Genomic DNA, 23,037 nt, shown 5'->3' with positions numbered 1-23,037 from the left:
TGCGCCGCCTTTCCTTGATCTCGTGCTCACTTCCGGGAACGCAGGTCCCGCCTGAGGATCTTCCCACTTGTCGTCTTGGGGAGCTCCGGCAGGATCTCGACCTCGCGCGGGTACTTGTACGCGGCGAGCCGCTGCTCGCAGTGGGCGGAGAGCTCGGCCGGGTCCGCCGAGGCGCCGGGGCGGAGGCTCACGTACGCCTTGACGGTCTCTCCGCGGTAGGCGTCGGGCAAGCCGACGACGGCGGCCTCGCGCACGGCCGGGTGGGTGTAGAGGACGTCCTCCACCTCGCGCGGCCAGACCTTGAAGCCCGAGGCGTTGATCATGTCCTTCTTGCGGTCGACGACGTAGAGCCAGCCGTCCTCGTCCATGAACCCGATGTCCCCGGTGCGCAGCTCGCCGCCGGGGAAGGCGGCGGCGGTGGCCTCGGGCAGCCGCCAGTAGCCGGGAACCACCTGGGGTCCGCTGACGGCGATCTCTCCGTGCGTGCCGAAGGGGACGTCGGCGCCGTCCTCGTCGACGATGCGGACGACGCCGTCGGGGCCGGGGACGCCGACGGAGAGGGTGCCGGAGGCGGGGTCGACGGGCGCCTCGTGCTGCGGCGGTACGGCGGCACAGGGAGCGGTGCACTCGGTGAGTCCGTAGCCGTTGCGCAGGTACGGGCCGAAGCCGGCGCGGAACTTCTCGACCAGGGCGGGGGGCACCGGGGCGCCGCCGGAGGAGATCACGAGGAAGGACGAGAAGTGATCGGGGGTGGCGGCCGGGTGCGCGGCGAGCGCCATGAAGGCGGTGGAGGGGCCGACGGTGTAGGCGGGCCGGTGCTCCAGGAAGGCGTCGAGGACGACTCCCGGCTCGAAGCGGTAGGCGAGGGCGAGGGTGCCGCCGTTGGCGAAGGAGGTGGCGAGTTCGCAGACGAGTCCGGTGATGTGGAAGAGCGGCGCCAGCACGAAGTAGACGCCGCCCGGGGGGATCGGGTGGCCGGTCCGCTGGCGTTCGGCGTTGTGCACGATGCCCCGGTGCAGATTGAGCGCGCCCTTGGGGGTGCCGCTGGTGCCCGACGTGTAGCTGATCAGCGCGATGTCGTCGGTGCCGAGTTCGCGCCCTTCGGGGGCCGGGTGCCCGGCCCGGGCGACCGCGAGGAGGTCGTCGGTCTCGGTGGGGACCGGCGCGAAGCCGAGGACCCGGGTGTCGTCCCGGCTCTGCAGCTGGCGCTCGTCCGCGGTGAGGGCGATGCCGACCCCGGTCTCCGCTGCGGTGTCGCGGACGTAGCCGTCCCAGGCGCGGTCGGAGCAGATCACGGCGCGGGCGCCGGAGTCGCGCAGGGCGTGGGCGACCTCGCCGGCCTTGTACATGGGGTTCAGCGGGACGACGGCGGCGCCGGCCTTCCAGGCGCCGAGCAGGGCGAGGACGAAGTGCGGGCTGTTCTGGAGCATGACCGCGACCCGGTCGCCGCGTTCGACGCCGCGGGCGGCGAGGTGTCCGGCGACGGAGTCGGAGAGGGCGTCGGTCTCGCGGTAGGAGAGCCGGCCGTCGAAGTAGGCGAGGGCGGGGTGGTCGGGGGTGCGGGCGACGGCGGCCCGGAAGGCGTGCAGCGCGGTGGGCGGCGGGGTGATGGGGGCGCGCTGGGCGTCGGTGAGCAGGCCGAGCCAGGGTTTGGCGGCGTAGATCGATCCTCCGGCGCCGGCGGGGGTGGCCGTACCCGCTCCCCGCGTCTCCTGCGCCTCCGGAGCCTCTTGCGTCGTCTCCTGCGTCTCCTGCGAGTCCTGGGTCATGCGCCCGCCCCTTCCCACTTCTGCTGGATGTGGTTCATGTTGCCGATCCACCGCTCGGGATCGGTGGCCCGCGCCCGGTAGTAGCCGGCGACCTCGGGGTGGGGCAGGACGAGGAAGCGGTCGGCGTCGATGGCGTCGAAGAGCGCGTCCGCGACGCTCTCGGGCTCGATCGCGGTGGGGGCGAGCACGAGTTCGCCGGCCGACCCGGAGGCGGTCAGCATGTCGGTGCGTACGCCCTGCGGGCAGATGGCGTGGACCTTGAGGCCCCGGTGGCGGTAGGTGAGCGAGAGCCATTCGGCGAAGGCGTACGCGCCGTGCTTGGAGACGCTGTACGGGGCCGCGCCGACCATGGTGAGCAGTCCGGCGGCGGAGACGGTGGAGACGAAGCGGCCGGTGCCGCGCTCCAGCCAGTCGGGCAGCAGCGCGCGGGCCGCGCGGACGTGGGCCATCACGTTGACGTCCCAGGCGGCGGCCCAGACCTCCTCGTCGGCGAAGGCGTCGCCGGGCGAGGGGAGTCCGGCGTTGGCGCACCAGACGTCCACGGTGCCGCCGAGCGCGGCGCGGGCCTCCTCGACGACGGCGGAGGCGTCACCAGGGACGGCGAGGCCCCCGATCTCCTCGGCCACGGCCTTGGTGCGGTCGGGGTCGAGGTCGTTGACGACGACGCGGGCCCCCTCGGCGGCGAACCGGCGGGCGAGCGCGGCACCGATGCCGCCCCCCGCTCCCGTGACGACGACTCCCGCGCCCTGCACCGTGCTCATGCGGCCCACCTTCCGTTGCGGATCTGCGGGCAGACTAACCAGTCGGTATGGAGTCGCGGAAGGGGTCGGCGGCAAGCGTCGTCCCGCACGCCTCGTTCCGCGCGGTCGCGGCGGGCGCTAGCGTGCGTGGCCATGTCAGGGAAGGCGATCAAGGAGGTTTCCATGAGCCTGTCCAGACGGGGCCTGCTGGCCGCGGGCGGCGCGCTCGCGGCGGGGTCGGCCGCGGGAGCGGCCCCCGCGGCCGCCGACGCGCCGGACGGCCGGGGCCGGCGGGTCCGCACCGGCTTCGACCGGCTGGCCGCCGACGGATACGCGGCGCTCGCGGGGCAGCGGGTCGGCGTGGTCACCAACCCGACCGGGATCACGGCCGAGGCCCGGCACGTCGTGGACGTCATGCACGCCGACGAACGGGTCGACCTGATGGCCGTCTTCGGCCCCGAGCACGGCTTCCGCGGCACCGCCCAGGCGGGCGGCTCGGAGGGCCGTTACGACGACCCGGCGACCGGGCTGCCCGTCTACGACACGTACCTGAAGAGCGGCGGGCCGCTCGCGGACGTGTTCACGGCCTCGGGCGTGGACACGGTCGTCTTCGACATCCAGGACGTCGGCGCCCGCTTCTACACGTACATCTGGACGCTCTACGACTGCATGGCCGCAGCCGCGCTCGCGGGCAAGCGGTTCGTGGTCCTGGACCGGCCGAACCCGGTGACCGGGCGGGCCGCGCTGGGGCCGGTCCTGGACCGGGCGTTCGCGACCTTCGTGGGCCGCGAGCCGATCGCGCAGGCGCACGGGATGACCGTGGCGGAGCTCGCGCGGCTGTTCAACGGGGAGTTCCTGGAGCGGCCGGTGCCGTTGGAGACGGTGGCGGTGAGCGGCTGGCGGCGCCGCGACTTCTTCGACGCGACCGGGCTGCCGTGGGTGCCGCCCAGCCCCAACATGCCGACGGCCGACACCGCGCTCGTCTACTCCGGGACCTGCCTCTTCGAAGGCACCAACCTCTCCGAGGGACGCGGCACCACCCGCCCCTTCGAACTGCTCGGCGCGGAGGGGATCGACGGACGGTGGGCCGAGGCCGCGAACGCGCTCGGCCTGCCTGGCGTGCGGTTCCGCGAAGCGTACTTCGCACCGACCTTCTCCAAGTTCCAGGGGAGGACGGTCGGCGGGGTGCAGCTGATGGTGCACGACCGGGAGGTCTTCGATCCGGTACGCACCGGGATCGGGCTCCTGGTCACCGCCCGGCGCACCTGGAGCGGCTTCGCGTGGCGGGCGGACCGGTGGATCGACAAGCTGACCGGCTCGACGCGGGTGCGCACGATGATCGACGCGGGTGCGCCGGCGGACGAGGTGGCGGGCGCCTGGGAAGGTGACCTGGCGGCGTTCCGCGCGGTGCGGCGGGAGTACCTGATGTACCACTGAGGGGGCTGTCCCCCGTGCGGTTCCGGGGGCGGGCGGGATGTCCCCGTCCGGCCCCCGGAACGGAGGCTGAGTCCATGAACACTTTCTTACGACGTCGCCGCCGCCCCCTCGCCGCTCTGCTGGCCGCCCTGTGCGTGGGCCTGCTCGCGCCCGCCGCGGTCGCCGGGGAGGCGCCGAGGACGGACCCGATCCGCGATCCCGTCCGTGAACTCGCACGCACCGCACGCCCGTTGACCGACCACGAGGTGCTGGGCCGGATCGTGGGCCCGGCGAAGGTGGTCGGCCTGGGCGAGGCCACGCACAGCTCGACCGAGTTCTTCACGGCCAAGCACCGGATCTTCGAGCGGCTCGTGGAGGAGCGGGGATTCACCGCCTTCGCCCTGGAGGCACCCTGGAGCACGGGCCTGCTGGTCGACGCCTACGTACGCGGCGGCAAGGGCGACATCCGGAAGATCATGGACGCCGAGTTCCAGAACTCGTACGCCTTCTGGAACAACCAGGAGTACCTGGACCTGTTCACCTGGATGCGCCGGCACAACGAGCGCCACCCGGAGCACCCGGTGCGGTTCGTGGGCAACGACCTCGGCTACGCGGGCCCGAACCTCTTCGACGAGGTCACCGGCTACGTCGCTCGCACCCGGCCGGAGCTGCTCCCCCGCTTCCGGGACCTGTACCGGGCCTCGCGCCCGACCGGCCGGGTCGACACCTGGATGACGGCCTACCTGACGAGGCCGCTCGCCGAACGGCGGAGCATGGCGGCGGACGTGAACAGCGCCCTCGCCCTCCTGGAGAAGCAGAGGCCCGCCACCGCCGGGGGACGGAAGGCCCACGCGTGGGCGGTGCAGCACGCCCGGGCGATCGCCCAGGTCGGCACGGAGTACACGTACGACCTCGGCTCGCCGAGCGGCGCGGCGCAGGCCATGCTCTACCGCGACCGGACCATGGCCGAGAACACGGTGTGGTGGCAGCGGCACACCGGCGACCGGATGGTGGTGTCCGCGCACAACGGGCACCTCGCGTACGAGACGACCTGGCCGGAGCAGTACCCGCGCACCCAGGGCGCGTTCCTGCGCGACGCGCTCGGCCGGGACTACGTGAGCGTCGGCGCCTCCTTCGGGCGCGGCTCGTTCAACGCGCACGACACGCGGGAGACGGGCGAACCGGTGCGGGTCTTCACCGTCGGCCCGCTGGGCGCCGACAGCAACGCGCACGTCCTGGACCGGGTCGCGCCGCGCCCCTTCCTGCTCGACCTGCGCACGGCGACCCCTGCGGCGCGGCGTTGGCTGGACCTGGCCCGGCCGACCCGGTCGATCGGCACGGCGTACCCGTGGCCGGGCGACGTGACGGACGTGCGGCTCGGCACCTCCTACGACGTGGTGGTGCACTTCCCGGTCGTCTCGGCGGCGCGCCTGCTGGGCTGACGACTGGCCGTCCCTCCGCAAGGGAAGAAAGACCGGTGACGCCCGGGCAGCGGCGCGCCTTCGACGCGGAGGGACGGGGCCATGACGGTGACGAGTGTCGAGCCGTACCGCGAGGTCGTGTTCGACAAGGACGGCGACGGCCCGGCCGGCCAGGCGGGCTTTCTGGCGGCCCTGGCCCGGCAGGGATGCACGGACCTGGTGCTCTTCACGCACGGCTGGAACAACTCGCCGTCGGTCGCGAACGGCCTCTTCGACCGCTTCCTCCAGCCCTTTCCCTCGGTGACCGGCCCGGGGGTGCGGCTCGGCTACGCGGGCCTGGTGTGGCCGTCCATGATGTTCTCCGACGAACCGGTCCCCGACTTCCCCGCGCTCGCCGCGGTCGTGCCGGAGCGGGCGGCGACGATCGGGCGGCTCGCCGAGCTGGTCGAGGAGGAGCCGCCGCAGGAGGCGGCGTTCGCCGAGTTCGCGGCACTGCTGCGGGACCTGACGGACATCGACCAGGAGGGCCTGGTCTCCACCGGGGCCCCGGGATTCCTGCTGGGCGATCCGCGGGCGGTGTACGGGATGTTCGCCGACGCGCAGCAGGGCTCGGCCGGCGCGCCGGACAGCTCCGACGCGCCGACCGAGGAATCGCTCTTCGGCGCCGACCGGGCGAAACGCCTGTGGAAGGGCGCGCGGGAGGCCCTGCGCCAGGCCACGTACTACACGATGAAGCGCCGGGCCGGTGTGGTCGGCGAGCGCGGTCTGGGTCCGCTGCTCGGCGAACTCGCTCGTACGGCGCCCGGGTTGCGTGTCCATCTCGTCGGTCACAGCTTCGGCGGGCGGCTCGTGGCCCATGCTTTGCGCGGACTGCCCGCCGGGGCCCGCAACGTGAAGTCGGTGACGCTCCTCCAGGGCGCCTTCTCCCACTACGCCTTCGCCGCGCGCCTGCCGCACGCCCAGGACCACGGCGGCTCCCTCCGTGACCTCCAGTCGCGCGTCGACGGCCCCCTGGTGGCCTGTCACTCGCACCACGACACGGCGCTGCGCGTCTTCTACCCGCTGGCCTCGCGCCTGTCCCGCGACGACCATTCGCTCCTCGGCCAGGAGGACCGCCGCTGGTGGGCGATCGGCTACGACGGCGTCCAGGCCGTCCCGGCCACCACCACCCGCACCCTGGCCACGGCCCTGCGCGACGGCGTCCCGGCCACGGGGTGCGTCAGCGTGGACACGGCCCAGGTGGTGTCCGAACACAGCGACATATGCCACGAGGAACTGGCCCGCCTGGTGGCACGGGCGGGCCGCTTCGGGGGGTGAGGCCACGGATCCGCGTCACGGCGCGGGCGACCGGAACAGGCCATCTGCCGTGTGGGCGAGGCCACGTATGAAACCGCCGGTCACAGGCTGCCCGTGGGCTTCTGACCTGCGCGCACGTCAGATCCCCCCGCCCCGGCGTCCGGACGGGCGGGAGAGCGAAGAGCGACACACCGGGCCTCCCCCACGCCCCCTGACGGCTTCCCCCGGCAATTCGATGGAACAGGACGGGCGGCTCGTTCGTCCATCTCATATCGCCGGTGCTAGCGACGGAGGTGGCAGACGATGGCCGGGTTCCGGAGTCTTGCGAGACAGGTCCGAGATCCTGGGAGCGACACGGCGCTGCGGCGCTATTCGCTGCGCAAGTGCCTGGAGCGGTTCGCGCCGTACGGGCACAGGGCGACCTGGGATCATCTGTGCCGGAGGCACGGCTTCGGGCCCGAGGACCGGGAGGCCGACCCGGGGCGGCTCGTGGCGGCGCTCGACGAGCTGGAGGCGGCGCGGGCCGTGTGGCTCACGTACGAGAGCGAGTTCGCCGAGCGGCGGCGGCGCGAGAAACACGGCGGTCTGCGCAGGCCGGGCGCCCTCGACGAGTGGCACCGCAGGATCTGGGGCGGCAACGGGGTGGCCCGTTGCGACGACCCCGCCCACCATCCGACGGCGCCGCTGCCGGAGGTCGTGGGCCGGCTCGTGGACGCGCTGCGGCGCGGTCCGGGCGAGCAGTGCCCGGTGTGCGCGGGGCCGCACATCGAGTGGCGGGCCGAGCTGCGGGACGAGCCGTGGTTCGGTCCGGTGTGCGCGGACTGCGGGGTGCTGATACCCCGGGCCGTACTGACGCCCCGGGCGCTCGCCCGGACGCGCGGTGAGGACGCACCGCGGCTTGCGTCGGTGGCCTGATGCTCCAGGTCTGTCTCAACGGGAGCCGTGGGCCCGGGGATACGGCGGCGGTGCCGAGGTCCCCGGTCGCGATGGCCGAGGCGGCCGCGGCGGCGGTGGCCGCCGGCGCGGACGAGGTGCACGTCCACCCCAAGACCCCGTGCGGCGGCGACACGCTCTCGCCGCGGGTGCTCGCCGACACGCTCGCCGCGCTCCGCGGGGCGGTGACCGTGCCGATCGGTGTGACGACGGGTGCGTCGGCCGAGCCCGACCCGGTCCGCCGGCTCGCCCGGGTGCGCTCCTGGACGGTGCCGCCGGACCGCGCGACGGTCGCATGGCACGAACCGGGTGCCGAGGCCCTCGCGGCGGCCCTGATCGACCGGGGCGTCGCCGTCGACGCGGTCCTGCGCCAGGGCACCGACGGCCCGGCCCGCTTCCTGCGCTCCTCCGTGGCCCCGCGGGTGCCGCGCGTCCTCGCCGAGGCCGCGTCGGAGGAGGCGGCCCTCGCCCTCCTCGCGACCCTCAGCCGCTCGCCGCACACCCGCCCGGTCCTGCTGTACGGCCGCGGGGCCGCGGCCTGGCCGCTCTTCCGGCTCGCCCGCCGGCTCGGCCTCGCCGCCCGCACGGGCCTGGAGGACACGACCGTGCTGCCGGACGGGACTCCGGCTGGCTCGAACGCTCAGCTGGTGTCGGCGGCGCTCGCCGAGTCCGCAGCGGCGCCCATGTCGGCGTAGGCGGTCCACCGCTCCCCGGGCGGCAGCCGAGCAGCGGGACCCGGCGAGGGCCGGTGGCACGGGGGTGTCCGTGTCGGTCGACGGAAGCGTTCCTGACGGGACTCCGCCAGGTCGTCGCCCGGCGAATGGATCGACGCTACCAGCCAACAATGCGTTCGCCCAGGGGAATTCGGGTCGGCAGAGTATGCGGCGATGACCACACACGGGAACCCCCCGAGCGACCGGAGTTCTGAGATGTCGACGCTGCGCGTCACCGCCGAGGCCCTGACCGTCCACTCCCACCCGAACGCCGACGCGCTCGAACTCGCGCAGGTCGGCCTGTACCGGGCCGTCGTGGCCAAGGGCCGGTACCGGACGGGGGACATCGCGCTCTACATCCCGGAGCAGGCGGTGCTGCCGACGGCGCTCGTCGACGAGCTGGGGCTCACGGGGCGGCTCGCCGGGAAGGCGAGCGACCGGGTCAAGGCGGTGCGGCTGCGCGGCGAGTTGTCGCAGGGGCTCGTGTGCCTGCCGAAGGCGCTCGACGGCGTGGATCTCGAGCAGGCGGCGCAGGACGGGACGGACTTCGCGGAGTTGCTCGGGATCACCAAGTGGGCGCCGCCGATCCCGCCGACCATGAGCGGGGACGTGGAGGCGGCGCCGGAGCTGTTGCCGTGGGTGGAGATCGAGAACCTGCACCGTTTCCCGGACGTCTTCGAGCCGGGCGAGCCGGTGGTCCTCACCGAGAAGCTGCACGGCACGGCCTGCCTCGTCACGTACCTCGCCGAGGAGGGCCGGACCCTGGTCTCCTCCAAGGGTTTCGGCGCCAAGGGCCTCGCGCTGAAGGAGGACCCGCGCAATCTGTACTGGCGGGCCGTCCACGGGCACGGCGTGCCCGCCGTCGCCGCCCGGCTCGCGGAGCGGCTGGGGGCGACCCGGGTGGGCCTGTTCGGCGAGGTGTACGGCGCGGGCGTGCAGGACCTGGCGTACGGGGCGAACGCCCGCGCCGAGGACGGACTCGGGTTCGCCGTGTTCGACGTGTCCGCCGAGATCGACGGGCAGGTGCGCTGGCTGGACCCGGCCGAGGTGCTCGCGCCGGGCGAGCTGCCGCTCGTACCGCGCCTGCACACCGGTCCGTACGACCTGGACACCGTCCTCGCGCTGGCGAGCGGCCGGGAGACGGTCTCCGGGCGTGAGCTGCACCTGCGCGAGGGGGTCGTCGTCCGTCCGGTGACCGAGCGCTACAGCCCTGTCCTCGGCGGTCGCGCGATCGCGAAGGCGGTCAGCCCGGCCTATCTCACCCGCAAGGGCGGCACCGAGTACGAGTGACGCCCGTGTCCTGAACCGAACGGGGGCCCATCCACGGGGGTGGTGGGCCCCCGTTCCGCTGCCCGGGCCCGGCGCGACCCGTACGGTTCCCGGTTGCGCGGCGTCCCCGCCCCGTCAGTCCTGCTTGCGCTCGGGCAGCAGGCGCGAGCCGGTCAGGCGCTCGCCGAAGACGTCGTCGGGGTTGGAGAGGACGCAGTTCTCCAGCGACAGACAGCCGCAGCCGATGCAGTCGCTCAGGTGGTCGCGCAGCCGGCCGAGCTGCGTGATCCGCTCGTCGAGCTCCGTCCGCCAGGTCGCCGAGAGCCGGGCCCAGTCCTCGTGCGTGGGCGTGCGCTCCTCGGGGAGCTGCGCGAGGGCGGCGCGGACGGTGGCGAGCGGGATGCCGACCCGCTGGGCGGCCCGGATGAAGGCGACCCGGCGCAGGATGTCGCGGCCGTAGCGGCGCTGGTTGCCGCTGGTGCGGCGGCTGCTGATCAGACCCTTCGACTCGTAGAAGTGGAGGGCCGAGACGGCCGCCCCGCTGCGCGCGGAGAGCTGGCCGACGGTGAGCTCGTGGATCTTCTCGGGAATCTGCGGCACCCGGTCGAGCCTACGTCAGGACCGTTCGGTTCCGTTGACAAGGCGAGCCCTTCCCGCACATCCTGAGCAAGCGCTTAGACATCACCTGTGAGACTGCCGAGAGACGGGACGAGGAACATGGTCGAGCCGAGGATCTTCACCTCCGCCGAGGAGCTGCGCGCCGGGGTCGGCGAGCAGCTGGGACACAGCGAGTGGCTGGAGATCGAGCAGAAGCGGATCGACCAGTTCGCCGAGGCAACGGGCGATCACCAGTGGATCCACGTCGACCCGGAGCGCGCCGCGACCGGCCCGTTCGGGAAGACCATCGCGCACGGCTACCTCACGCTGTCGCTGCTGCCGACCTTCGTCCCGCAGGTCCTGCGCGTCGAGGGCATGAAGATGGGCATCAACTACGGCACCAACAAGGTCCGCTTCCCGTCCCCCGTACCGGTCGGCTCGCGGCTGCGCGCCACCGCTGTCCTGACCGAGGTGACGGAGGCCGGCGGCGGGGTGCAGGTCACGGCGACGGTGACCGTGGAGCGCGAGGGCGGCGACAAGCCGGTGTGCGTCGCCGAGTCGGTCTCCCGCTACTACTTCTGAACGCCCACCATCCGCAGCACGAGGTCGGCGTACAGCGCGCCGACCTCGTCGGGGGTCCGGCGGCCCTGGGTGTTGAACCAGCGTGAGACGTCGATGCAGAGGGACAGCACCGCGACCGTCGTGCCGGCGACGTCCGGGACGTCGAACTCCCCGGACGCCACTCCCTCGTTGATGATCCGCCGCACGGTGGCGTCCGACTCGCGGCGCAGCGCCACGATCTCGTCGCGGTGCTCGGGACCGAGGGCGTCGAGTTCGTACTGCACGACCCGGGCGGTGGTGTGCCGCTCGGCGTGCCAGCGGACGAAGGACCGCACGGCGTCGGCGAGCCGCTCGGCGGCCGTACCGTCGCCGTCGGCGGCCGCCTGCAGGATCTCCAGGGCCTTGTCGTGACCGATCCGGCTGATCCGGTGGAGCAGCTCTTCCTTGGTCTTGTAGTGGATGTAGAGCGCGGCCGGGCTCATGCCGGCCCGTCCCGCGATGTCCCGGGTCGTGGTGGCGTGGTATCCGCGCTCGGCGAACGCCTCGACGGCCGCGACCAGCAGGCGCCGGGCGGCCTCGGGCGTGACCTCGCCCCACGGCATCTCCTCGCCGCCGGGGGTCTCCTCCGCCGCGCTCATCGCACACTCCTTCTCGGGCCGTCCAAGGACGAACACCATACAACGAAGCTGAGCAAGCGCTTAGGGTCTCGCGGCATCACGGATCTTCAGGGCGTTCCGTTCAGTGGTTCCGGGCTCAGTGGTTCTGGAACGGGTCGTGCTCGGCGAGCAGCTTCTCCAGGCGGGCCTGGTCGACCCGGCTGACGATCTGCCCCGCCTCCTGCCGGTCACGGACGACCTTGGCGAGGGTGAAGGCGGACGTGGTGAGGTAGAGCACCGAGATGGCGAGGAAGGCCCGTACCCAGGCGCTCGCGTCCAGCTTGTAGACGCCGATGCCGACGGCGAGGAGCGCGAGGCCGAAGGAGATGACGGCCTGCGCGTAGTAGGCGGCTGTGTTCTGCTGCTTGACCGGTGTGTCGCTCATGCCGGACAGCATCGGGCGGATGCGGCCGCGGCCGCATCCGCCCGGATACTCAGGGCCGTACGGCGGGTACTCAGAACGCCGAGACGCCCGTCAGCGCCCGCCCGATGATGAGCTTCTGGATCTGACTGGTGCCCTCGTAGAGGGTCATCACCCGAGCGTCCCGGAGCAGCTTGCCGACCGGGTACTCGTCGATGTAGCCGTAGCCGCCGAAGACCTGGAGGGCGTTGTTCGCCGAGCGGACGGCGGCCTCGGAGGCGTACAGCTTGGCCTTCGACGCGGCCGTGGCGAACTCCTCGCCCCGGTCGATGAGGTCGGCGACGCGCCAGGTCAGCAGCCGGGCCGCGTCCACGTCGACGGCGATGTCGCTGATGAGCTCCTGGACCAGCTGGTACGAGGCGATCGGCTTGCCGAACTGCTCGCGTTCGCCCGCGTAGCGGACCGCCGCGTCGAGGGCGGCCTGGGCGATGCCGACACAGCCGGCCGCGACCGACATGCGCCCCTTGGCCAGGGCGGACATGGCGAGGGAGAAGCCCTTGCCCTCCGGGCCGAGCATGGCGCTCGCCGGGACGCGGACGTCCTGAAGGACGAGTTCGGCGGTGGCCTGGCCGCGCAGTCCGAGCTTGCCGTGGATGGCGCGGCGGGTGAGGCCTGGGGTGTCGGTGGGGACGAGGAAGGCGGAGACGCCCTTGTGGCCGGGGGTGTCGTTGGTGCGGGCGAACAGCAGGACCACGTCGGCCCAGGTGCCGTTGGTGATGAACATCTTGCTGCCGTTGATCACGTACGCGTCGCCGTCGCGGACCGCGCGGGTGGCCAGGTTCCCGGCATCCGAGCCGGTTTCCGGCTCGGTGAGGCCGAAGCAGCCGAGGGCGTCGCCGGAGGCGAGCCGGGGCAGCCAGGTCCGCTTCTGCTCGTCGTCCCCCCAGGAGGCGATGGTCTTGGCGACCAGGCCGAGGGAGACGGAGACGATGCCGCGGACCGAGGAGTCGCCGCGGCCCAGTTCCTCGGTGACGAGGCAGTAGGAGAGGTGGTCGCCGCCGGAGCCGCCGTACTCCTCGGGGATCGTCAGGCCGAGGAAGCCGACGGCGCCGAGCTTCTTCACGATCGCGCGGTCGACGTCCTCGGCGCGGTCCCACTCGACGGCGTGCGGGGCGACCTCACGGGCGACGAAGTCCTCGGCGAGCTCCCGTACGGCCTGCTGCTCCTCACTGAGCTCCAGATTCACCGCGCCACCCCGTCCCGGTCCCATTTAATTACCACTGCTAGTTTTTCTGGCCCCGCCTACTATGTGCGCCATGGCCCGACCGCGCAAGCCCCTCCTCAGCCGAGACCGCATCGTCGAGACGGCGGGCGCGCTCGTGGACGCCGAGGGGCTCGACGCCCTGTCGACCCGGCGGCTCGCGGCCGAACTGGGCGTGAGCGGCCCCTCCCTCTACAACCACTTCCGCACCAAGGACGAGATCCTGGACGCCGTCGCGGACGCGGTCAGCGCGAAGGTCGACCTGTCGATGTTCACGCCGGACGACCCCCGGGACTGGCGCACGGCGCTGCACGACTGGGCGGTGTCCTACCGTGCCGCACTCGCCGACCACCCCAACGTGGTCCCCGTCCTCGCCCAGGGCCCGGGCCGCCGCCCGGCGGGCCTCAAGGTCGCCGACGCGGTCTTCGGCGCGATGGTCCGCGCGGGCTGGCCGCCGGCCCAGGCCACGTACATCGGCGCCCTGATGCGGTACTTCGTCACCGGCTCCGCGCTCGGCTCCTTCGCCCGCGGCTTCGTCGACGACGAGACCGCGTACGACCCCGCCGACTACCCGCACCTCGGCCAGGCGCACCTGCTCGCCGAGCACCGCGAGAAGGTCGACGAGGGCGCCTTCACCACGGGCCTGCGGGCCCTGCTCGACGGCCTGGAGACGCAGTACGCGGCGTGCGGGGCGGGGCAGGACGCGTAGCGGCGGGCCGAGCCGCGGCGGGCGGCGCCGGAGCCCCGGAAGACTTCGGTCGGCGCCGAAGGGTCGCTGCGGCATCCTGGGGAGATGGCCGCCAAAGACCTCGCCTCCCTCGCCGCCCTCTTCGCCGACGAGACCCGCGCCGCCTTCCTGCTCGCCCTGCTCGACGGGCGGGCCTGGACGGCGGGCGAGCTGGCCCGGCACGCGCGGGTGGCGCCCTCGACCACCAGCGAACACCTCGGGAAGCTGGTCGCGGGCGGGGTGCTCGCCGAGGAGCGGCAGGGCCGGCACCGTTACGTACGGCTCGCCGACGCCGGCGTCGCCCACCTCGTCGAGGACCTCGCCGCCCGCTCCGAACCCGCCGTGCCGGAGACGCCGCGCACCCTGCGGGCCGCGAGCGCCGGGCAGGCGATGGCGCGCGGCCGGACCTGTTACGACCACCTCGCCGGGCGGCTCGGGATCGCCGTCACGGAGGCGATGACCGTACAGGGACTGCTGCGCCAGGACACCGGCTTCGCGCTCACCGACGGGGGTCTGGCCTGGTTCGAGGAGCAGGGCATCCCCCTCGTGGCCACCGGGCGGCGGCCCCTCGCGCGCGGCTGCCTGGACTGGACCGAGCGCAAGCCGCACCTCGCCGGGCTGGCCGGCGCGGCCCTGTGCCGGCACGCCATGGACGCCGGGTGGTGCGTACGGATCGGGTCCGAACGCGCGGTGAAGGTGACCGCGGAGGGCGAGCGGGCGCTGCACACCGCCCTCGGCATCGAGCAGGCGGCGCTGCGATGACCCGCCCCGCGCCCGCGGGCGATATTGCGGTGACCGCCGAACGGTCCGCGCCCTACGGTCGTCCCATGCCGAACCGAACCTCCCGTCTCGCCCTCGCCGCCGCCGGGGTCACCGTCGTCCTGTGGGCCTCCGCCTTCGTCTCGATCCGCAGCGCGGGCGCCGCCTACTCCCCCGGCGCCCTGGCCCTGGGCCGGCTCCTCGCCGGTTCCCTCGTCCTCGGGCTCGTCCTCCTGGTACGGCGCGAGGGGCTGCCGCCGCGCGCCGCCTGGAAGGGCATCGCCGTGTCCGGACTCCTCTGGTTCGGCGTCTACATGGTGGTGCTCAACTGGGGCGAGCAGGAGGTCGACGCGGGCACGGCCGCGATGGTCGTGAACATCGGACCGATCATGATCGCCCTGCTGGGCGCGAAGGTGCTCGGCGAGACCCTGCCGCCCCGGCTGCTCGCCGGCATGGGCGTCTCCTTCGCCGGCGCGGTGGCCGTCGGGCTCTCGATGTCGGGCGGCTCCGGCAAGAGCCACGCCTCGGTCCTCGGCGTCGTGCTCTGTCTCGTCGCGGCGATGGCGTACGCCGGTGGGGTCGTCGCCCAGAAGCCCGCGCTCGCGCACGGCAGCGCGCTGCAGGTGACCACGTTCGGCTGCCTGGTCGGCGCCGTGGCCTGCCTGCCGTTCGCCGGTCAGCTCGTCCGGGAGGCGGCCGAGGCCCCGTTGTCGGCGACCCTCAACATGCTCTACCTCGGCGTGTTCCCGACCGCCCTCGCGTTCACCACCTGGGCCTACGCCCTGGCCCGGACGACGGCCGGGCGGATGGGCGCGACGACCTACGCCGTGCCCGCGCTGGTGGTCCTGATGGCCTGGGTGCTGCTCGGCGAGCTGCCGGCGCTGCTCACGCTCGCCGGCGGCGCGCTGTGCCTGGCGGGCGTGGCGGTGTCGCGGTCCCGGCCGAAGGGCGCCGTGGCGCCCCCGACCGGGACGGCGGAGCCGGCCGCCCAGAAGGAGACGGCCTGAGGTCCGCGGGGCGGCTGACCGGCTCGGGGCCCCGGTAGAAGGGGGCCCCGAAGGAGCGGAGGTCCGGTAGGGGCGGAGGCCCGGTAGGGCGGAGGCCCGGTAGGGCGGAGGCCCGGTAGGGCGGAGGCCCGGTAGGGCGGAGGCCCGGTAGGGGCGGAGGCCCGGTAGGGGCGGAGGCCCGGTAGGGGCGGAGGCCCCGGAGAAGCAGGAGCCCTGGAGAAGCAGAGCCGCCCTAGAAGACGACGAGCGCGCGGCCGCCCTTGCCCGCCAGCATGTTGTCGAAGGCGCCCGGGATGCCCTCCAGGGTGATGCGTTCGGTGACCAGGGCGCTCAGGTCGAGGCGGCCGGCGCGGATGTGCTCCGCGAGGACCGGGAGGTCCTTCGCCGGGTCGGAGTTGCCGTAGACGCAGCCGGACAGCGTACGGCCCCAGTGGAAGATCTCCAGGGCGTGGAAGGTGACCTGCTGCTCCTTGCCGCCGATGCCGACGACCGTGGTTCGGCCGCCGCGCCGGGTGGCGTCCCAGGCGGCGCGGATGGTGGCGGCGCGGCCCACGCACTCGACGGAGACGTCGACGCCGTGGCCGCCCGTCAGTTTCCGGATGTCCTTGGCGGTGGCGTCGGAGGCGACGACGTACTCGGTGGCTCCGGCGGCCCGCGCCAGGGCCTCCTTCTCGGGCGACACGTCGACGGCGACGATCGTCGAGGCCCCGGCGATCCTGGCGGCCTGCAGGGTCGCGAGGCCGACGCCGCCGACCCCGAAGACCGCGACGGTCTCGCCCTCGCGCACCCGGGCGGAGTGGTGCACGGCGCCCCAGCCGGTGAGGACCGCGCAGCCGAGCAGGGCGGCGTCGGTGAGGGGGACGCCGTCGGGCACGGGCAGCACGCAGTTCGCCGCGACGACGGTCTCCTCGGCGAAGGCGGCGACGTTGAGCCCGGGGTGGAGCTCGGTGCCGTCCTCGGTGCGGGCGTACACGTTCGCGGAGCCGGCCAGCGCGTTCACGCAGAGCCAGACCTCCCCCAGCGTGCAGGGACGGCAGGTGCCACAGGACGGCGCCCAGTTGAGGACGACCCCGTCGCCGGGGGCCACATGCGTGACGCCCTCGCCGACGGAGACGACCGTGCCGGCGCCCTCGTGGCCGAGGACGGCGGGCACGGGGACCCGCATGGTGCCGTTGGACAGCGACAGGTCGGAGTGGCAGACGCCGGCGGCGGCGAGCCGGATCCGCACCTGACCCGGGCCGGGTTCGGGCAGTTCGATGCCGGTGATCTCCAGGGGAGAGCCCACGGCGGGCAGGACGGCGGCGCGGATCACGCTCGTGTCTCCTCGGTTGCTCAGCACTGCGGGGACTCGGGACGGCGAGGACTCAGAACTGCAGGGACTTGGTCTGGAGGTACTCGGCGAGGCCGTGCGCCCCGAGCTCGCGGCCCACGCCGGACTGCTTCCAGCCGCCGAACGGGGCCAGCGGGTTGAAGCGGCCGCCGTTGATGTCGACCTGGCCGGTCTCCATACGGCGGGCGAAGGCGACCGCTTCCTCCGGCTCGCCCCAGACCGCGCCGGCGAGCCCGTACACGGTGCCGTTGGCGATGGCGAGGGCGTCGGCCTCGTCCTCGTAGCGAATGATCGAGACGACCGGGCCGAAGATCTCCTCCTGGGCGATGGTCATCTCGGGGGTGACGTCGGCGAAGACGGTGGGGGCGACGTAGTAGCCCGTCTCGCGCGGTGCCTCGGGGCCGCCCGCGACGATCCGGGCGCCCTCTGCGACGCCCTGCTCGATGTAGCCGCGGACCCGGTCCCGCTGCCTGGCGTTGACCAGCGGGCCGACGCGCTCGCCGGGGACGTACTTGGCGACGGCCGCGGCCGCCAGCTCGACCGCCTCGTCGTACCGGTCCGCGGGGACCAGCATCCGCGTCCAGGCGCTGCACGTCTGGCCGGAGTTGGACATGACGTTGGCGACGCCGACGGCCACGGCCTTGCCGAGGTCGGCGCTCGGCAGGATCACGTTGGCGGACTTGCCGCCCAGCTCCAGGGCGACCCGCTTGACCGCGCCGCCGGCGAGCGCGCCGATCTTCCTGCCGACGGCCGTGGAGCCCGTGAACGAGACGAGGTCGACGTCGGGGTGCTCGGCGAGCGCCTGACCGGCCACCGTGCCGAGGCCGGTAACGAGGTTGAAGACGCCTGCCGGGACGCCCGCCGCGTGAACGGCCTCGGCGAACAGCTGGGCGGTCAGCGGGGTGTCCTCGGCGGGCTTCAGGACGATCGTGCAACCGGCGGCGAGGGCCGGGGCGACCTTCGCGACGATCTGGTGCAGCGGGTAGTTCCAGGGGGTGATCGCGGCGACGACGCCGACCGGCTCGGAGTAGACGGTGGAGTTGCCGACCTTCTCCTCGAAGGGGTGGGTCGCGGCGAGTTCGGCGTACGAGCCGGCCACGGCGATCGGCAGTCCGGTGTGCACGGCGGCCGCGAGCTGCGGCGGGGCGCCGAGTTCGGTCGTCACCGTGGCGGCGATCTCCTCGGCCCGGGCGGCGAGCGCGTCGCGCAGGGCGGCGAGCCGGGCGGCCCGCTCGGCGGGCGGGGTGGCGGCCCAGCCGGGGAAGGCGGCCCGGGCGGCACGCACGGCGGCGTCGACGTCCTCGGCGTTGCCGGCCGGCACGTGGGCGACGACCTCTTCGGTGGCCGGGTCCAGCACGGCGACGGTCTCCGTGGAGGCGGCGGCGCGCCACTCCCCGCCGATGTACATCGCGTCGTGGGCCATCATCCGCTGTCTCTCCTCGCTGGTCGGGGCGGTGGTGCGGCCGCGTCGTACGCCCACGGCCGGAGCCGGGCGCGCGCGGACGCGGGTGGCCGGGGCCGGGCACGGTGACGCGTACGGCCGGCGGCCGGGTCCTGCGGTCGGCCGGAGCCGTCGGGCGTCGGCCGGGCCCCGCAACCGCTCCGGGTGGCGCGTGGGCCGGCCCGGGCTGCTCGCGGGACTCCCAAACTAGCGCTGTTAGTTTTCCGGCGCCAGGCCCCTTCTCCCGGGTACGGACCGATCGTCGCCCCCGGCACCCCGCCCTGTCCACGGCCCACCCGGACGGAGACCGACTCCCGGCGAGCCGGTACCACCACCCGACCGCCCGTTCACCGCCGAGGTGTTCGGCCGCTTCACCGCGGGCGCCGAGGGCTCAGCCCGGACGGAGACGACCCCAGGCGCCCCGCCTCGGCGCACCGGCACGCCCCCGCCCGACACGGCTCGGACGGAGACCGACCCTCGGGACTCCGCCCACACCACCGCCGGGCACGACCCGGACAGGTGCCGCTCTCTGCACGCCGGCTCGCCGGTCGCCGCCGCACGGGAGCGTGGGCGTGCGGGCGGGCGGTGCGGGCGGGCGTGCGGGCGTGCGGGCGTGCGGGCGCAACGAGGGGCTCGCCCGGTGTCGGCGACGGACGGCCCTCCCTCCTCCCTGGTGCGGGAGGGACAACGCGTCCGTCTCCCTGCTGACCGGCGAGGCAGGGCACGGCAGGACCCGGCTCGTCGGCGAGGCGGCCCGGCGCGCGGCCGGGAGCCGGGAGCGGCGCGCGGCCGGGAGCGGCGCGCGGCCGGGAGCGGCGCGCGGCCGGGAGCGGCGCGCGGCCGGGAGCGGGGCACGGCCGGGAGCGGGGCACGGCCGGGAGCGGGGCACGGCCGGGAGCGGGGCGCGGCCGGGTGCGGCGGCGCGACGCCCCTGCGCCGAGGCCCCGGACGGCTGGCCGGCGGACCGGCCGGCCGCGGAGCGGGCCCGTGCGGGTGCGGAGCATCCCGAACCGCCCACCCTGCTGCCGTCCTTGGGGCGGGGCGCCCGGAGCCGGGGCGCGGTCCCGAGGAGGAGCGGGACCGGCTGTTCCGGGCGACGGCGGGGCTGCTCGCCGAACCGGTGGCGGAGCGGCCCGTGAGGTGGCGCCGGACGATCTCCACACGGCGGACGCGGGCTCTTTCCGGCTCCTCTCCCATCCTGCGCGCCCGCCCGCGAGCGCGGAAGCGGTTGGCACATTGTCGCCACGCCGCCCGCGCAGGCCCTCCGGCCGCGGCTCCCGCCGCCGGGCCGCGGGGGTGCGGCAGCCCGGCAGTCGCTCGCGTGTCGGTGCGGCGTCGCAGCCGCCCCGTACTCCTTCACCGGCCCTCACGACACATGCCAGCACCAGGGCCGGAGCCCTGTCGGTACCCGCCCCCCGATCCGGCGCGATGCGCCCGAAGCGAGGAGCGGGCCCCCGATCAGATCTGGCGATCGACGTCGGTGAGGTGGGCGAAGACCACGATGTTCGAGGCGTAGCCCCCCTTGCGGTCGAAGTTTCCGCCGCAGGTGAGCAGGCGGAGTTCGGGCCGGCCGGTGGTGCCGTACACCTCCTCGTCGGGGAAGGCCGCCTTGGCGTACGTACGGACCCGGTCGACCGTGAAGACGGCGACACGGCCGTCGGCGCGGGCGACGCGGACGGTGTTGCCGGGGCTGAGGGAGTTGAGGTTGAGGAAGATCGCCGGGCCGGTACGGGTGTCCCGATGGCCGACGACGACGGCGGTACCGCGTTCCCCGGGCGTCACGCCGCTCGCGTACCAGCCGACGACCTGCGGGTTGTCGACGGGCGGGGTGGCGAGCTGACCGGACTTGTCGAGGTCGAGCCCCAGGACGGGTGCCTCGATGGTGATCGCGGGGATGGCGAGGGTCGTCGGCCGGGAACGGCCCAGGGGTGCGGGGGCGGGCTGCGCCCGGGGTGCGACCGCGGCCTTCCTCGGGGTGGCCGCCGGCTTCCGGGGGGTGGCCGTGGCCTTCCGGGGGGTCTCCTTGGGGCTGTCGACGGGGCCCGCGACGCCGCGCGGGGTGGGCCCGGCGGCCAGCGCGGGGCCGGTCGGCTCCTCCCCCTGGGCCCACCAGACGCCGCCGACGACCAGGGACACGGTCAGGGCGAAGGTTCTGGTGAGCCGGAGGACCCGGCGCTGCCGGCGCGTGGTGCGGCCGCGTCGGACGGGCCCGCGCGGGTGGCGCCGGCGCGGGCTCCGCTCGTACGGGGACGAGGCCTGGGCCCGGCCGACGGGATCCGTCCCCCGCGGGAGAACGGACCTACGCGGCGCCATCGTTGCGGCGGCGCGAACGACGGACGAGGATCAGACCGGCGGTACCCGCGAGGCCCGCCGCGATGGCCGATCCGACACCGAAGGCGGAGCTGTCATCGGCGGGGGCGGTGCCGTCGGAGGCTCCGCCACCACCGGCGCCAACGGGGCCGTGGGGAGGCTTGTGGTACCCGTGTCCGCCGCCGTTGCCGCCGCCGTTGTCACCGCCACCGGTGGTGGGAGGGTTCGTCGGCGGGTTGGTGGGCGGGTTCGTCGGCGGGGCGGTGGGGCAGATGACCTGGAAGACCTTGCTCTTGCCGGCACCGTTCTCGCCCTCGAAGGTCCAGTCGAGCTTGTACATGCCGTTGGGAAGGGCGAGTTCCCCGGTCTGGCCCTGCCCCGAGCTGAGGGTGATGTGGCCGCTGAGGGTGGGGCCGTCCGCCCTGGGCGGCTGCGGCGCGATCGAGTAGTCGACTTCCTGGAGGGTGTCGAAGTTGAAGGCGGCGAGGTAGAACCGGCACACCTTCGGCTCGTCCCTCTGGTCGTTGGGGGCCGTGCCCACGTTGTGGGTCTTGACGTCGCCGTTGTCGCCCGGGGCGGCATGGGCCATGGGCGCGCCCCCGAGGGCGAGGGAGCCGATGGCCAGTGCGGTCGCGGCGGTGGACAGCAGGGGACGGAGAGCCGTGACGGTCATGCGGGATTTCCTCCAGTTCAGACATCGGATGTAATCGGCCGATAATCTGACTATTTGTCACCCCTTCACCACGGAGGGTGGCAACGTGGCCGCGCCGCCCTCCGACTTCCACCCGTCCGGCCCCGCCCGGATCGCCCCCGCCCGGATCCCCGTCCGGCTCGGCCCGCACCGAGCCGGACGGGTCGTCCCGCCGGCCTAGATGATCCCGAAGAGGATCCCGGCGGCCAGGACCACCAGCGATGTCAACGCGGCCCACTTCACCGTGAACCTCGTGTGGTCGCCGAACTCCACCTTCGCCATGCCGACGAGCACGTACACCGCCGGAACCAGCGGGCTCGACATGTGCAGCGCCTGGCCGACCAGGGAGGCCCGGGCGATCTCCAGCGGGGACACGCCGTGGGCGGCTCCCGCCTCGGCGAGCACCGGCAGGACGCCGAAGTAGAAGCCGTCGTTGGACATGAAGTACGTGAGCGGCAGGCTCAGCACGCCGGTGACGAGGGCCATGTGCGGGCCCATGCCCTCCGGGATGGCGCCGACCAGCCAGTCCGCCATGTGCTTGACCATGCCGGTGCCGGTGAGGACGCCGGTGAAGACGGCCGCGGCGAAGACCATGCCGGCGACGTTGAGGACGTTGTCCGCGTGGGCGGCGATCCGGGCTTTCTGGTCGGCCGGCTTGGGGTAGTTCACGGTGAGCGCGAGCGCGGCGCCGAGCAGGAAGAGCACCGGGATCGGCAGCAGCTCCGTGATCATGGCGGCGAGCAGGGCGACGGTGAGCCCGGCGTTGAACCAGTAGAGCCGGGGCCGCAGCGTCTCGCGCTCGGGATCGAGCCCCCGGAAGCCCTCCTCACCGGCGCCGTGACCGGCTGCGGCCGGAACCGCCCCGGAGCCCGGCGCGCCCGGCGCGCCCAGCGCATTGGAGCCCAGCTCATCCACCTCGCCGGAGCCCGCCTTGCCCGAGCCCGCCTTACCGGCACCGCGGCCGCCGGCGCGCCCACCGCCGGCGCCCCCGTCACCGTCACTGGTGACACCACCGGCGACGTCACCGGCACCCGCCGCCACCAGGACCGTCTCGTTCTTCGGCGCCAGCACCTCGTCGAGGCTCAGGTAGCCGATGCGCTTGCGCTCACGGCGGCCGAGGACATAGGCGAGGACGAAGACGAACAGGAGCCCGGCACCGAGCGCCGGGATCATCGGGACGAAGATGTCGGCCGCGTCCAGCTTCAGCGCGGTGGCCGCGCGGGCGGTGGGACCACCCCAGGGAAGGGTGTTCATGACGCCGTTCGCGGTGGCGGCGACGCCCGTCATGACGACGAGGCTCATCCCGAGGCGCTTGTAGAGCGGATACATCGCCGAGACGGTGATCATGAAGGTGGTCGAGCCGTCGCCGTCCAGCGAGACGATGGCGGCGAGCACCGCCGTACCGACCACGACGCGCACCGGGTCGGCCTTGCAGAAGCGCAGGATGCCGCGGACGATCGGGTCGAAGAGGCCGACATCGATCATGACGCCGAAGTAGACGATCGCGAACATCAGCATCGCGGCCGTGGGCGCCAGCTTCCCTACGCCCTCGATGACGTAGTCGCCCAGCTGGGCCCCTTGCCCGACGGCGACGCAGAACAGCGCGGGAATGAGCACGAGCGCCGCGATCGGCGACATCTTCTTCATCATGATCAGGACCAGGAAGGTCGCGATCATGGCGAAGCCGAGGATGGTCAGCATGGGAGGACACCTCACGTTCACCCTTGAACTCCCGCCAGAGCGGCGGTGCGGATGACGGTAGGTGCCTGCTTCACGCGT

21 protein-coding genes are annotated in these 23,037 nt (G+C 73.9%); 10 read left to right on the top strand and 11 right to left on the bottom strand.

Annotated features, from left to right (window positions below):
• Positions 1-26: 26 nt before the first annotated feature.
• Together ACIRQF_RS26770 and ACIRQF_RS26765 are read right to left on the bottom strand one after the other, a co-directional pair.
• Entirely contained in the window at positions 27-1,769 is a 1,743-nt protein-coding gene (locus tag ACIRQF_RS26770; RefSeq protein ID WP_404095669.1) for a class I adenylate-forming enzyme family protein, read from the bottom strand.
• Positions 1,766-2,530 (bottom strand): SDR family oxidoreductase, encoded by a 765-nt coding sequence (locus ACIRQF_RS26765; protein ID WP_376637188.1) that lies wholly within the window; start codon positions 2,528-2,530, stop codon positions 1,766-1,768. Before ACIRQF_RS26765 ends, ACIRQF_RS26770 begins: the two co-directional genes overlap by 4 nt.
• A gap of 162 nt (positions 2,531-2,692) precedes the next feature.
• Here ACIRQF_RS26765 and ACIRQF_RS26760 point away from each other — a divergent pair, with 162 nt between their 5' ends.
• The 6 genes from ACIRQF_RS26760 to ACIRQF_RS26735 all read left to right on the top strand — a co-directional run bounded on the left by ACIRQF_RS26760 (position 2,693) and on the right by ACIRQF_RS26735 (position 9,578).
• A complete protein-coding gene (locus tag ACIRQF_RS26760) occupies positions 2,693-3,946 on the top strand; it encodes an exo-beta-N-acetylmuramidase NamZ domain-containing protein (RefSeq protein ID WP_382483097.1) in 1,254 nt (417 codons plus the stop codon).
• A 74-nt stretch (positions 3,947-4,020) separates the two neighbouring features.
• Positions 4,021-5,367, top strand: coding sequence for an erythromycin esterase family protein (locus ACIRQF_RS26755; RefSeq protein ID WP_404095666.1), 1,347 nt, complete (start codon positions 4,021-4,023; stop codon positions 5,365-5,367).
• Between the two features lie 81 nt (positions 5,368-5,448).
• Positions 5,449-6,663 (top strand): serine-threonine protein kinase, encoded by a 1,215-nt coding sequence (locus tag ACIRQF_RS26750; protein WP_404095664.1) that lies wholly within the window; start codon positions 5,449-5,451, stop codon positions 6,661-6,663.
• 282 nt (positions 6,664-6,945) lie between these two features.
• Positions 6,946-7,557, top strand: coding sequence for a hypothetical protein (locus ACIRQF_RS26745; RefSeq protein WP_376637184.1), 612 nt, complete (start codon positions 6,946-6,948; stop codon positions 7,555-7,557).
• Positions 7,557-8,270 (top strand): 3-keto-5-aminohexanoate cleavage protein, encoded by a 714-nt coding sequence (locus ACIRQF_RS26740; protein ID WP_404095662.1) that lies wholly within the window; start codon positions 7,557-7,559, stop codon positions 8,268-8,270. Before ACIRQF_RS26745 ends, ACIRQF_RS26740 begins: the two co-directional genes overlap by 1 nt.
• Positions 8,271-8,504: 234 nt before the next feature.
• Positions 8,505-9,578, top strand: a complete 1,074-nt coding sequence (locus ACIRQF_RS26735) for an RNA ligase (ATP) (RefSeq protein ID WP_389756324.1) — start codon at positions 8,505-8,507, stop codon at positions 9,576-9,578.
• Positions 9,579-9,692: 114 nt separating this feature from the next.
• Here ACIRQF_RS26735 and soxR read toward each other — a convergent pair whose 3' ends face one another.
• Positions 9,693-10,157 (bottom strand): redox-sensitive transcriptional activator SoxR, encoded by a 465-nt coding sequence (soxR, locus tag ACIRQF_RS26730; protein WP_376637181.1) that lies wholly within the window; start codon positions 10,155-10,157, stop codon positions 9,693-9,695.
• A 117-nt stretch (positions 10,158-10,274) separates the two neighbouring features.
• Between soxR and ACIRQF_RS26725 the strand changes: the two genes are divergently transcribed.
• Positions 10,275-10,736 (top strand): MaoC family dehydratase, encoded by a 462-nt coding sequence (locus ACIRQF_RS26725; RefSeq protein WP_404096098.1) that lies wholly within the window; start codon positions 10,275-10,277, stop codon positions 10,734-10,736.
• Here ACIRQF_RS26725 and ACIRQF_RS26720 read toward each other — a convergent pair.
• The 3 genes from ACIRQF_RS26720 to ACIRQF_RS26710 all read right to left on the bottom strand — a co-directional run bounded on the left by ACIRQF_RS26720 (position 10,727) and on the right by ACIRQF_RS26710 (position 13,002).
• Complete coding sequence (locus tag ACIRQF_RS26720) at positions 10,727-11,353, bottom strand: TetR/AcrR family transcriptional regulator (protein WP_382483106.1); 627 nt, start codon at positions 11,351-11,353, stop codon at positions 10,727-10,729. The two genes, ACIRQF_RS26725 and ACIRQF_RS26720, sit on opposite strands and share 10 nt — an antisense overlap.
• Before the next feature lie 115 nt (positions 11,354-11,468).
• Positions 11,469-11,756 (bottom strand): YiaA/YiaB family inner membrane protein, encoded by a 288-nt coding sequence (locus ACIRQF_RS26715; RefSeq protein ID WP_376637179.1) that lies wholly within the window; start codon positions 11,754-11,756, stop codon positions 11,469-11,471.
• A 70-nt stretch (positions 11,757-11,826) separates the two neighbouring features.
• Positions 11,827-13,002, bottom strand: a complete 1,176-nt coding sequence (locus ACIRQF_RS26710) for an acyl-CoA dehydrogenase family protein (RefSeq protein ID WP_404095656.1) — start codon at positions 13,000-13,002, stop codon at positions 11,827-11,829.
• A gap of 37 nt (positions 13,003-13,039) precedes the next feature.
• Between ACIRQF_RS26710 and ACIRQF_RS26705 the strand changes: the two genes are divergently transcribed.
• From ACIRQF_RS26705 to ACIRQF_RS26695, 3 genes are all read left to right on the top strand, one after another.
• Positions 13,040-13,702: a TetR/AcrR family transcriptional regulator gene (locus ACIRQF_RS26705; protein ID WP_403528821.1), complete on the top strand. Its 663-nt coding sequence runs from the start codon at positions 13,040-13,042 to the stop codon at positions 13,700-13,702.
• An 84-nt stretch (positions 13,703-13,786) separates the two neighbouring features.
• Positions 13,787-14,482, top strand: a complete 696-nt coding sequence (locus ACIRQF_RS26700) for an ArsR/SmtB family transcription factor (protein WP_404095653.1) — start codon at positions 13,787-13,789, stop codon at positions 14,480-14,482.
• A 65-nt stretch (positions 14,483-14,547) separates the two neighbouring features.
• On the top strand, positions 14,548-15,486 hold the full coding sequence (locus ACIRQF_RS26695) for a DMT family transporter (protein ID WP_404095650.1): 939 nt from the start codon (positions 14,548-14,550) through the stop codon (positions 15,484-15,486).
• Positions 15,487-15,718: 232 nt separating this feature from the next.
• On the opposite strand, the gene ACIRQF_RS26690 is transcribed toward ACIRQF_RS26695, so the two are convergent.
• The 5 genes from ACIRQF_RS26690 to ACIRQF_RS26670 all read right to left on the bottom strand — a co-directional run bounded on the left by ACIRQF_RS26690 (position 15,719) and on the right by ACIRQF_RS26670 (position 22,959).
• Positions 15,719-16,798: a Zn-dependent alcohol dehydrogenase gene (locus ACIRQF_RS26690; protein ID WP_404095647.1), complete on the bottom strand. Its 1,080-nt coding sequence runs from the start codon at positions 16,796-16,798 to the stop codon at positions 15,719-15,721.
• A gap of 52 nt (positions 16,799-16,850) precedes the next feature.
• Positions 16,851-18,242, bottom strand: a complete 1,392-nt coding sequence (locus tag ACIRQF_RS26685; protein ID WP_382483153.1) for an aldehyde dehydrogenase family protein — start codon at positions 18,240-18,242, stop codon at positions 16,851-16,853.
• A 1,473-nt stretch (positions 18,243-19,715) separates the two neighbouring features.
• Positions 19,716-20,393: a class F sortase gene (locus ACIRQF_RS26680; protein WP_404095644.1), complete on the bottom strand. Its 678-nt coding sequence runs from the start codon at positions 20,391-20,393 to the stop codon at positions 19,716-19,718.
• A 163-nt stretch (positions 20,394-20,556) separates the two neighbouring features.
• Positions 20,557-21,240 (bottom strand): hypothetical protein, encoded by a 684-nt coding sequence (locus tag ACIRQF_RS26675; RefSeq protein WP_389756307.1) that lies wholly within the window; start codon positions 21,238-21,240, stop codon positions 20,557-20,559.
• Positions 21,241-21,435: 195 nt separating this feature from the next.
• On the bottom strand, positions 21,436-22,959 hold the full coding sequence (locus tag ACIRQF_RS26670; RefSeq protein WP_404095641.1) for a CitMHS family transporter: 1,524 nt from the start codon (positions 22,957-22,959) through the stop codon (positions 21,436-21,438).
• Between the last annotated feature and the right edge of the window lie 78 nt (positions 22,960-23,037).

Origin of the sequence: Streptomyces sp. NPDC101191 (assembly GCF_044767915.1) — a bacterium.
In the GTDB taxonomy this organism is placed as follows: domain Bacteria; phylum Actinomycetota; class Actinomycetes; order Streptomycetales; family Streptomycetaceae; genus Streptomyces.
The sequence above is the reverse complement of the archived record's forward strand: the minus strand, read 5'-3'. Positions and strand labels throughout refer to the sequence as shown.

Bases quoted from the DNA above. Each gene is read 5' to 3' on its own strand.
- ACIRQF_RS26725 (WP_404096098.1), top strand. From the start codon at position 10,275: ATGGTCGAGCCGAGGATCTTCACCTCCGCCGAGGAGCTGCGCGCCGGG.
- ACIRQF_RS26685 (WP_382483153.1), bottom strand. From the start codon at position 18,242: ATGATGGCCCACGACGCGATGTACATCGGCGGGGAGTGGCGCGCCGCC.
- ACIRQF_RS26705 (WP_403528821.1), top strand. From the start codon at position 13,040: ATGTGCGCCATGGCCCGACCGCGCAAGCCCCTCCTCAGCCGAGACCGC.
- ACIRQF_RS26695 (WP_404095650.1), top strand. From the start codon at position 14,548: ATGCCGAACCGAACCTCCCGTCTCGCCCTCGCCGCCGCCGGGGTCACC.
- ACIRQF_RS26755 (WP_404095666.1), top strand. From the start codon at position 4,021: ATGAACACTTTCTTACGACGTCGCCGCCGCCCCCTCGCCGCTCTGCTG.
- ACIRQF_RS26710 (WP_404095656.1), bottom strand. From the start codon at position 13,002: ATGGGACCGGGACGGGGTGGCGCGGTGAATCTGGAGCTCAGTGAGGAG.
- ACIRQF_RS26750 (WP_404095664.1), top strand. From the start codon at position 5,449: ATGACGGTGACGAGTGTCGAGCCGTACCGCGAGGTCGTGTTCGACAAG.
- ACIRQF_RS26740 (WP_404095662.1), top strand. From the start codon at position 7,557: ATGCTCCAGGTCTGTCTCAACGGGAGCCGTGGGCCCGGGGATACGGCG.
- ACIRQF_RS26765 (WP_376637188.1), bottom strand. From the start codon at position 2,530: ATGAGCACGGTGCAGGGCGCGGGAGTCGTCGTCACGGGAGCGGGGGGC.
- ACIRQF_RS26675 (WP_389756307.1), bottom strand. From the start codon at position 21,240: ATGACCGTCACGGCTCTCCGTCCCCTGCTGTCCACCGCCGCGACCGCA.
- ACIRQF_RS26770 (WP_404095669.1), bottom strand. From the start codon at position 1,769: ATGACCCAGGACTCGCAGGAGACGCAGGAGACGACGCAAGAGGCTCCG.
- ACIRQF_RS26720 (WP_382483106.1), bottom strand. From the start codon at position 11,353: ATGAGCGCGGCGGAGGAGACCCCCGGCGGCGAGGAGATGCCGTGGGGC.
- ACIRQF_RS26670 (WP_404095641.1), bottom strand. From the start codon at position 22,959: ATGCTGACCATCCTCGGCTTCGCCATGATCGCGACCTTCCTGGTCCTG.
- ACIRQF_RS26735 (WP_389756324.1), top strand. From the start codon at position 8,505: ATGTCGACGCTGCGCGTCACCGCCGAGGCCCTGACCGTCCACTCCCAC.
- ACIRQF_RS26760 (WP_382483097.1), top strand. From the start codon at position 2,693: ATGAGCCTGTCCAGACGGGGCCTGCTGGCCGCGGGCGGCGCGCTCGCG.
- ACIRQF_RS26745 (WP_376637184.1), top strand. From the start codon at position 6,946: ATGGCCGGGTTCCGGAGTCTTGCGAGACAGGTCCGAGATCCTGGGAGC.
- ACIRQF_RS26700 (WP_404095653.1), top strand. From the start codon at position 13,787: ATGGCCGCCAAAGACCTCGCCTCCCTCGCCGCCCTCTTCGCCGACGAG.
- ACIRQF_RS26715 (WP_376637179.1), bottom strand. From the start codon at position 11,756: ATGAGCGACACACCGGTCAAGCAGCAGAACACAGCCGCCTACTACGCG.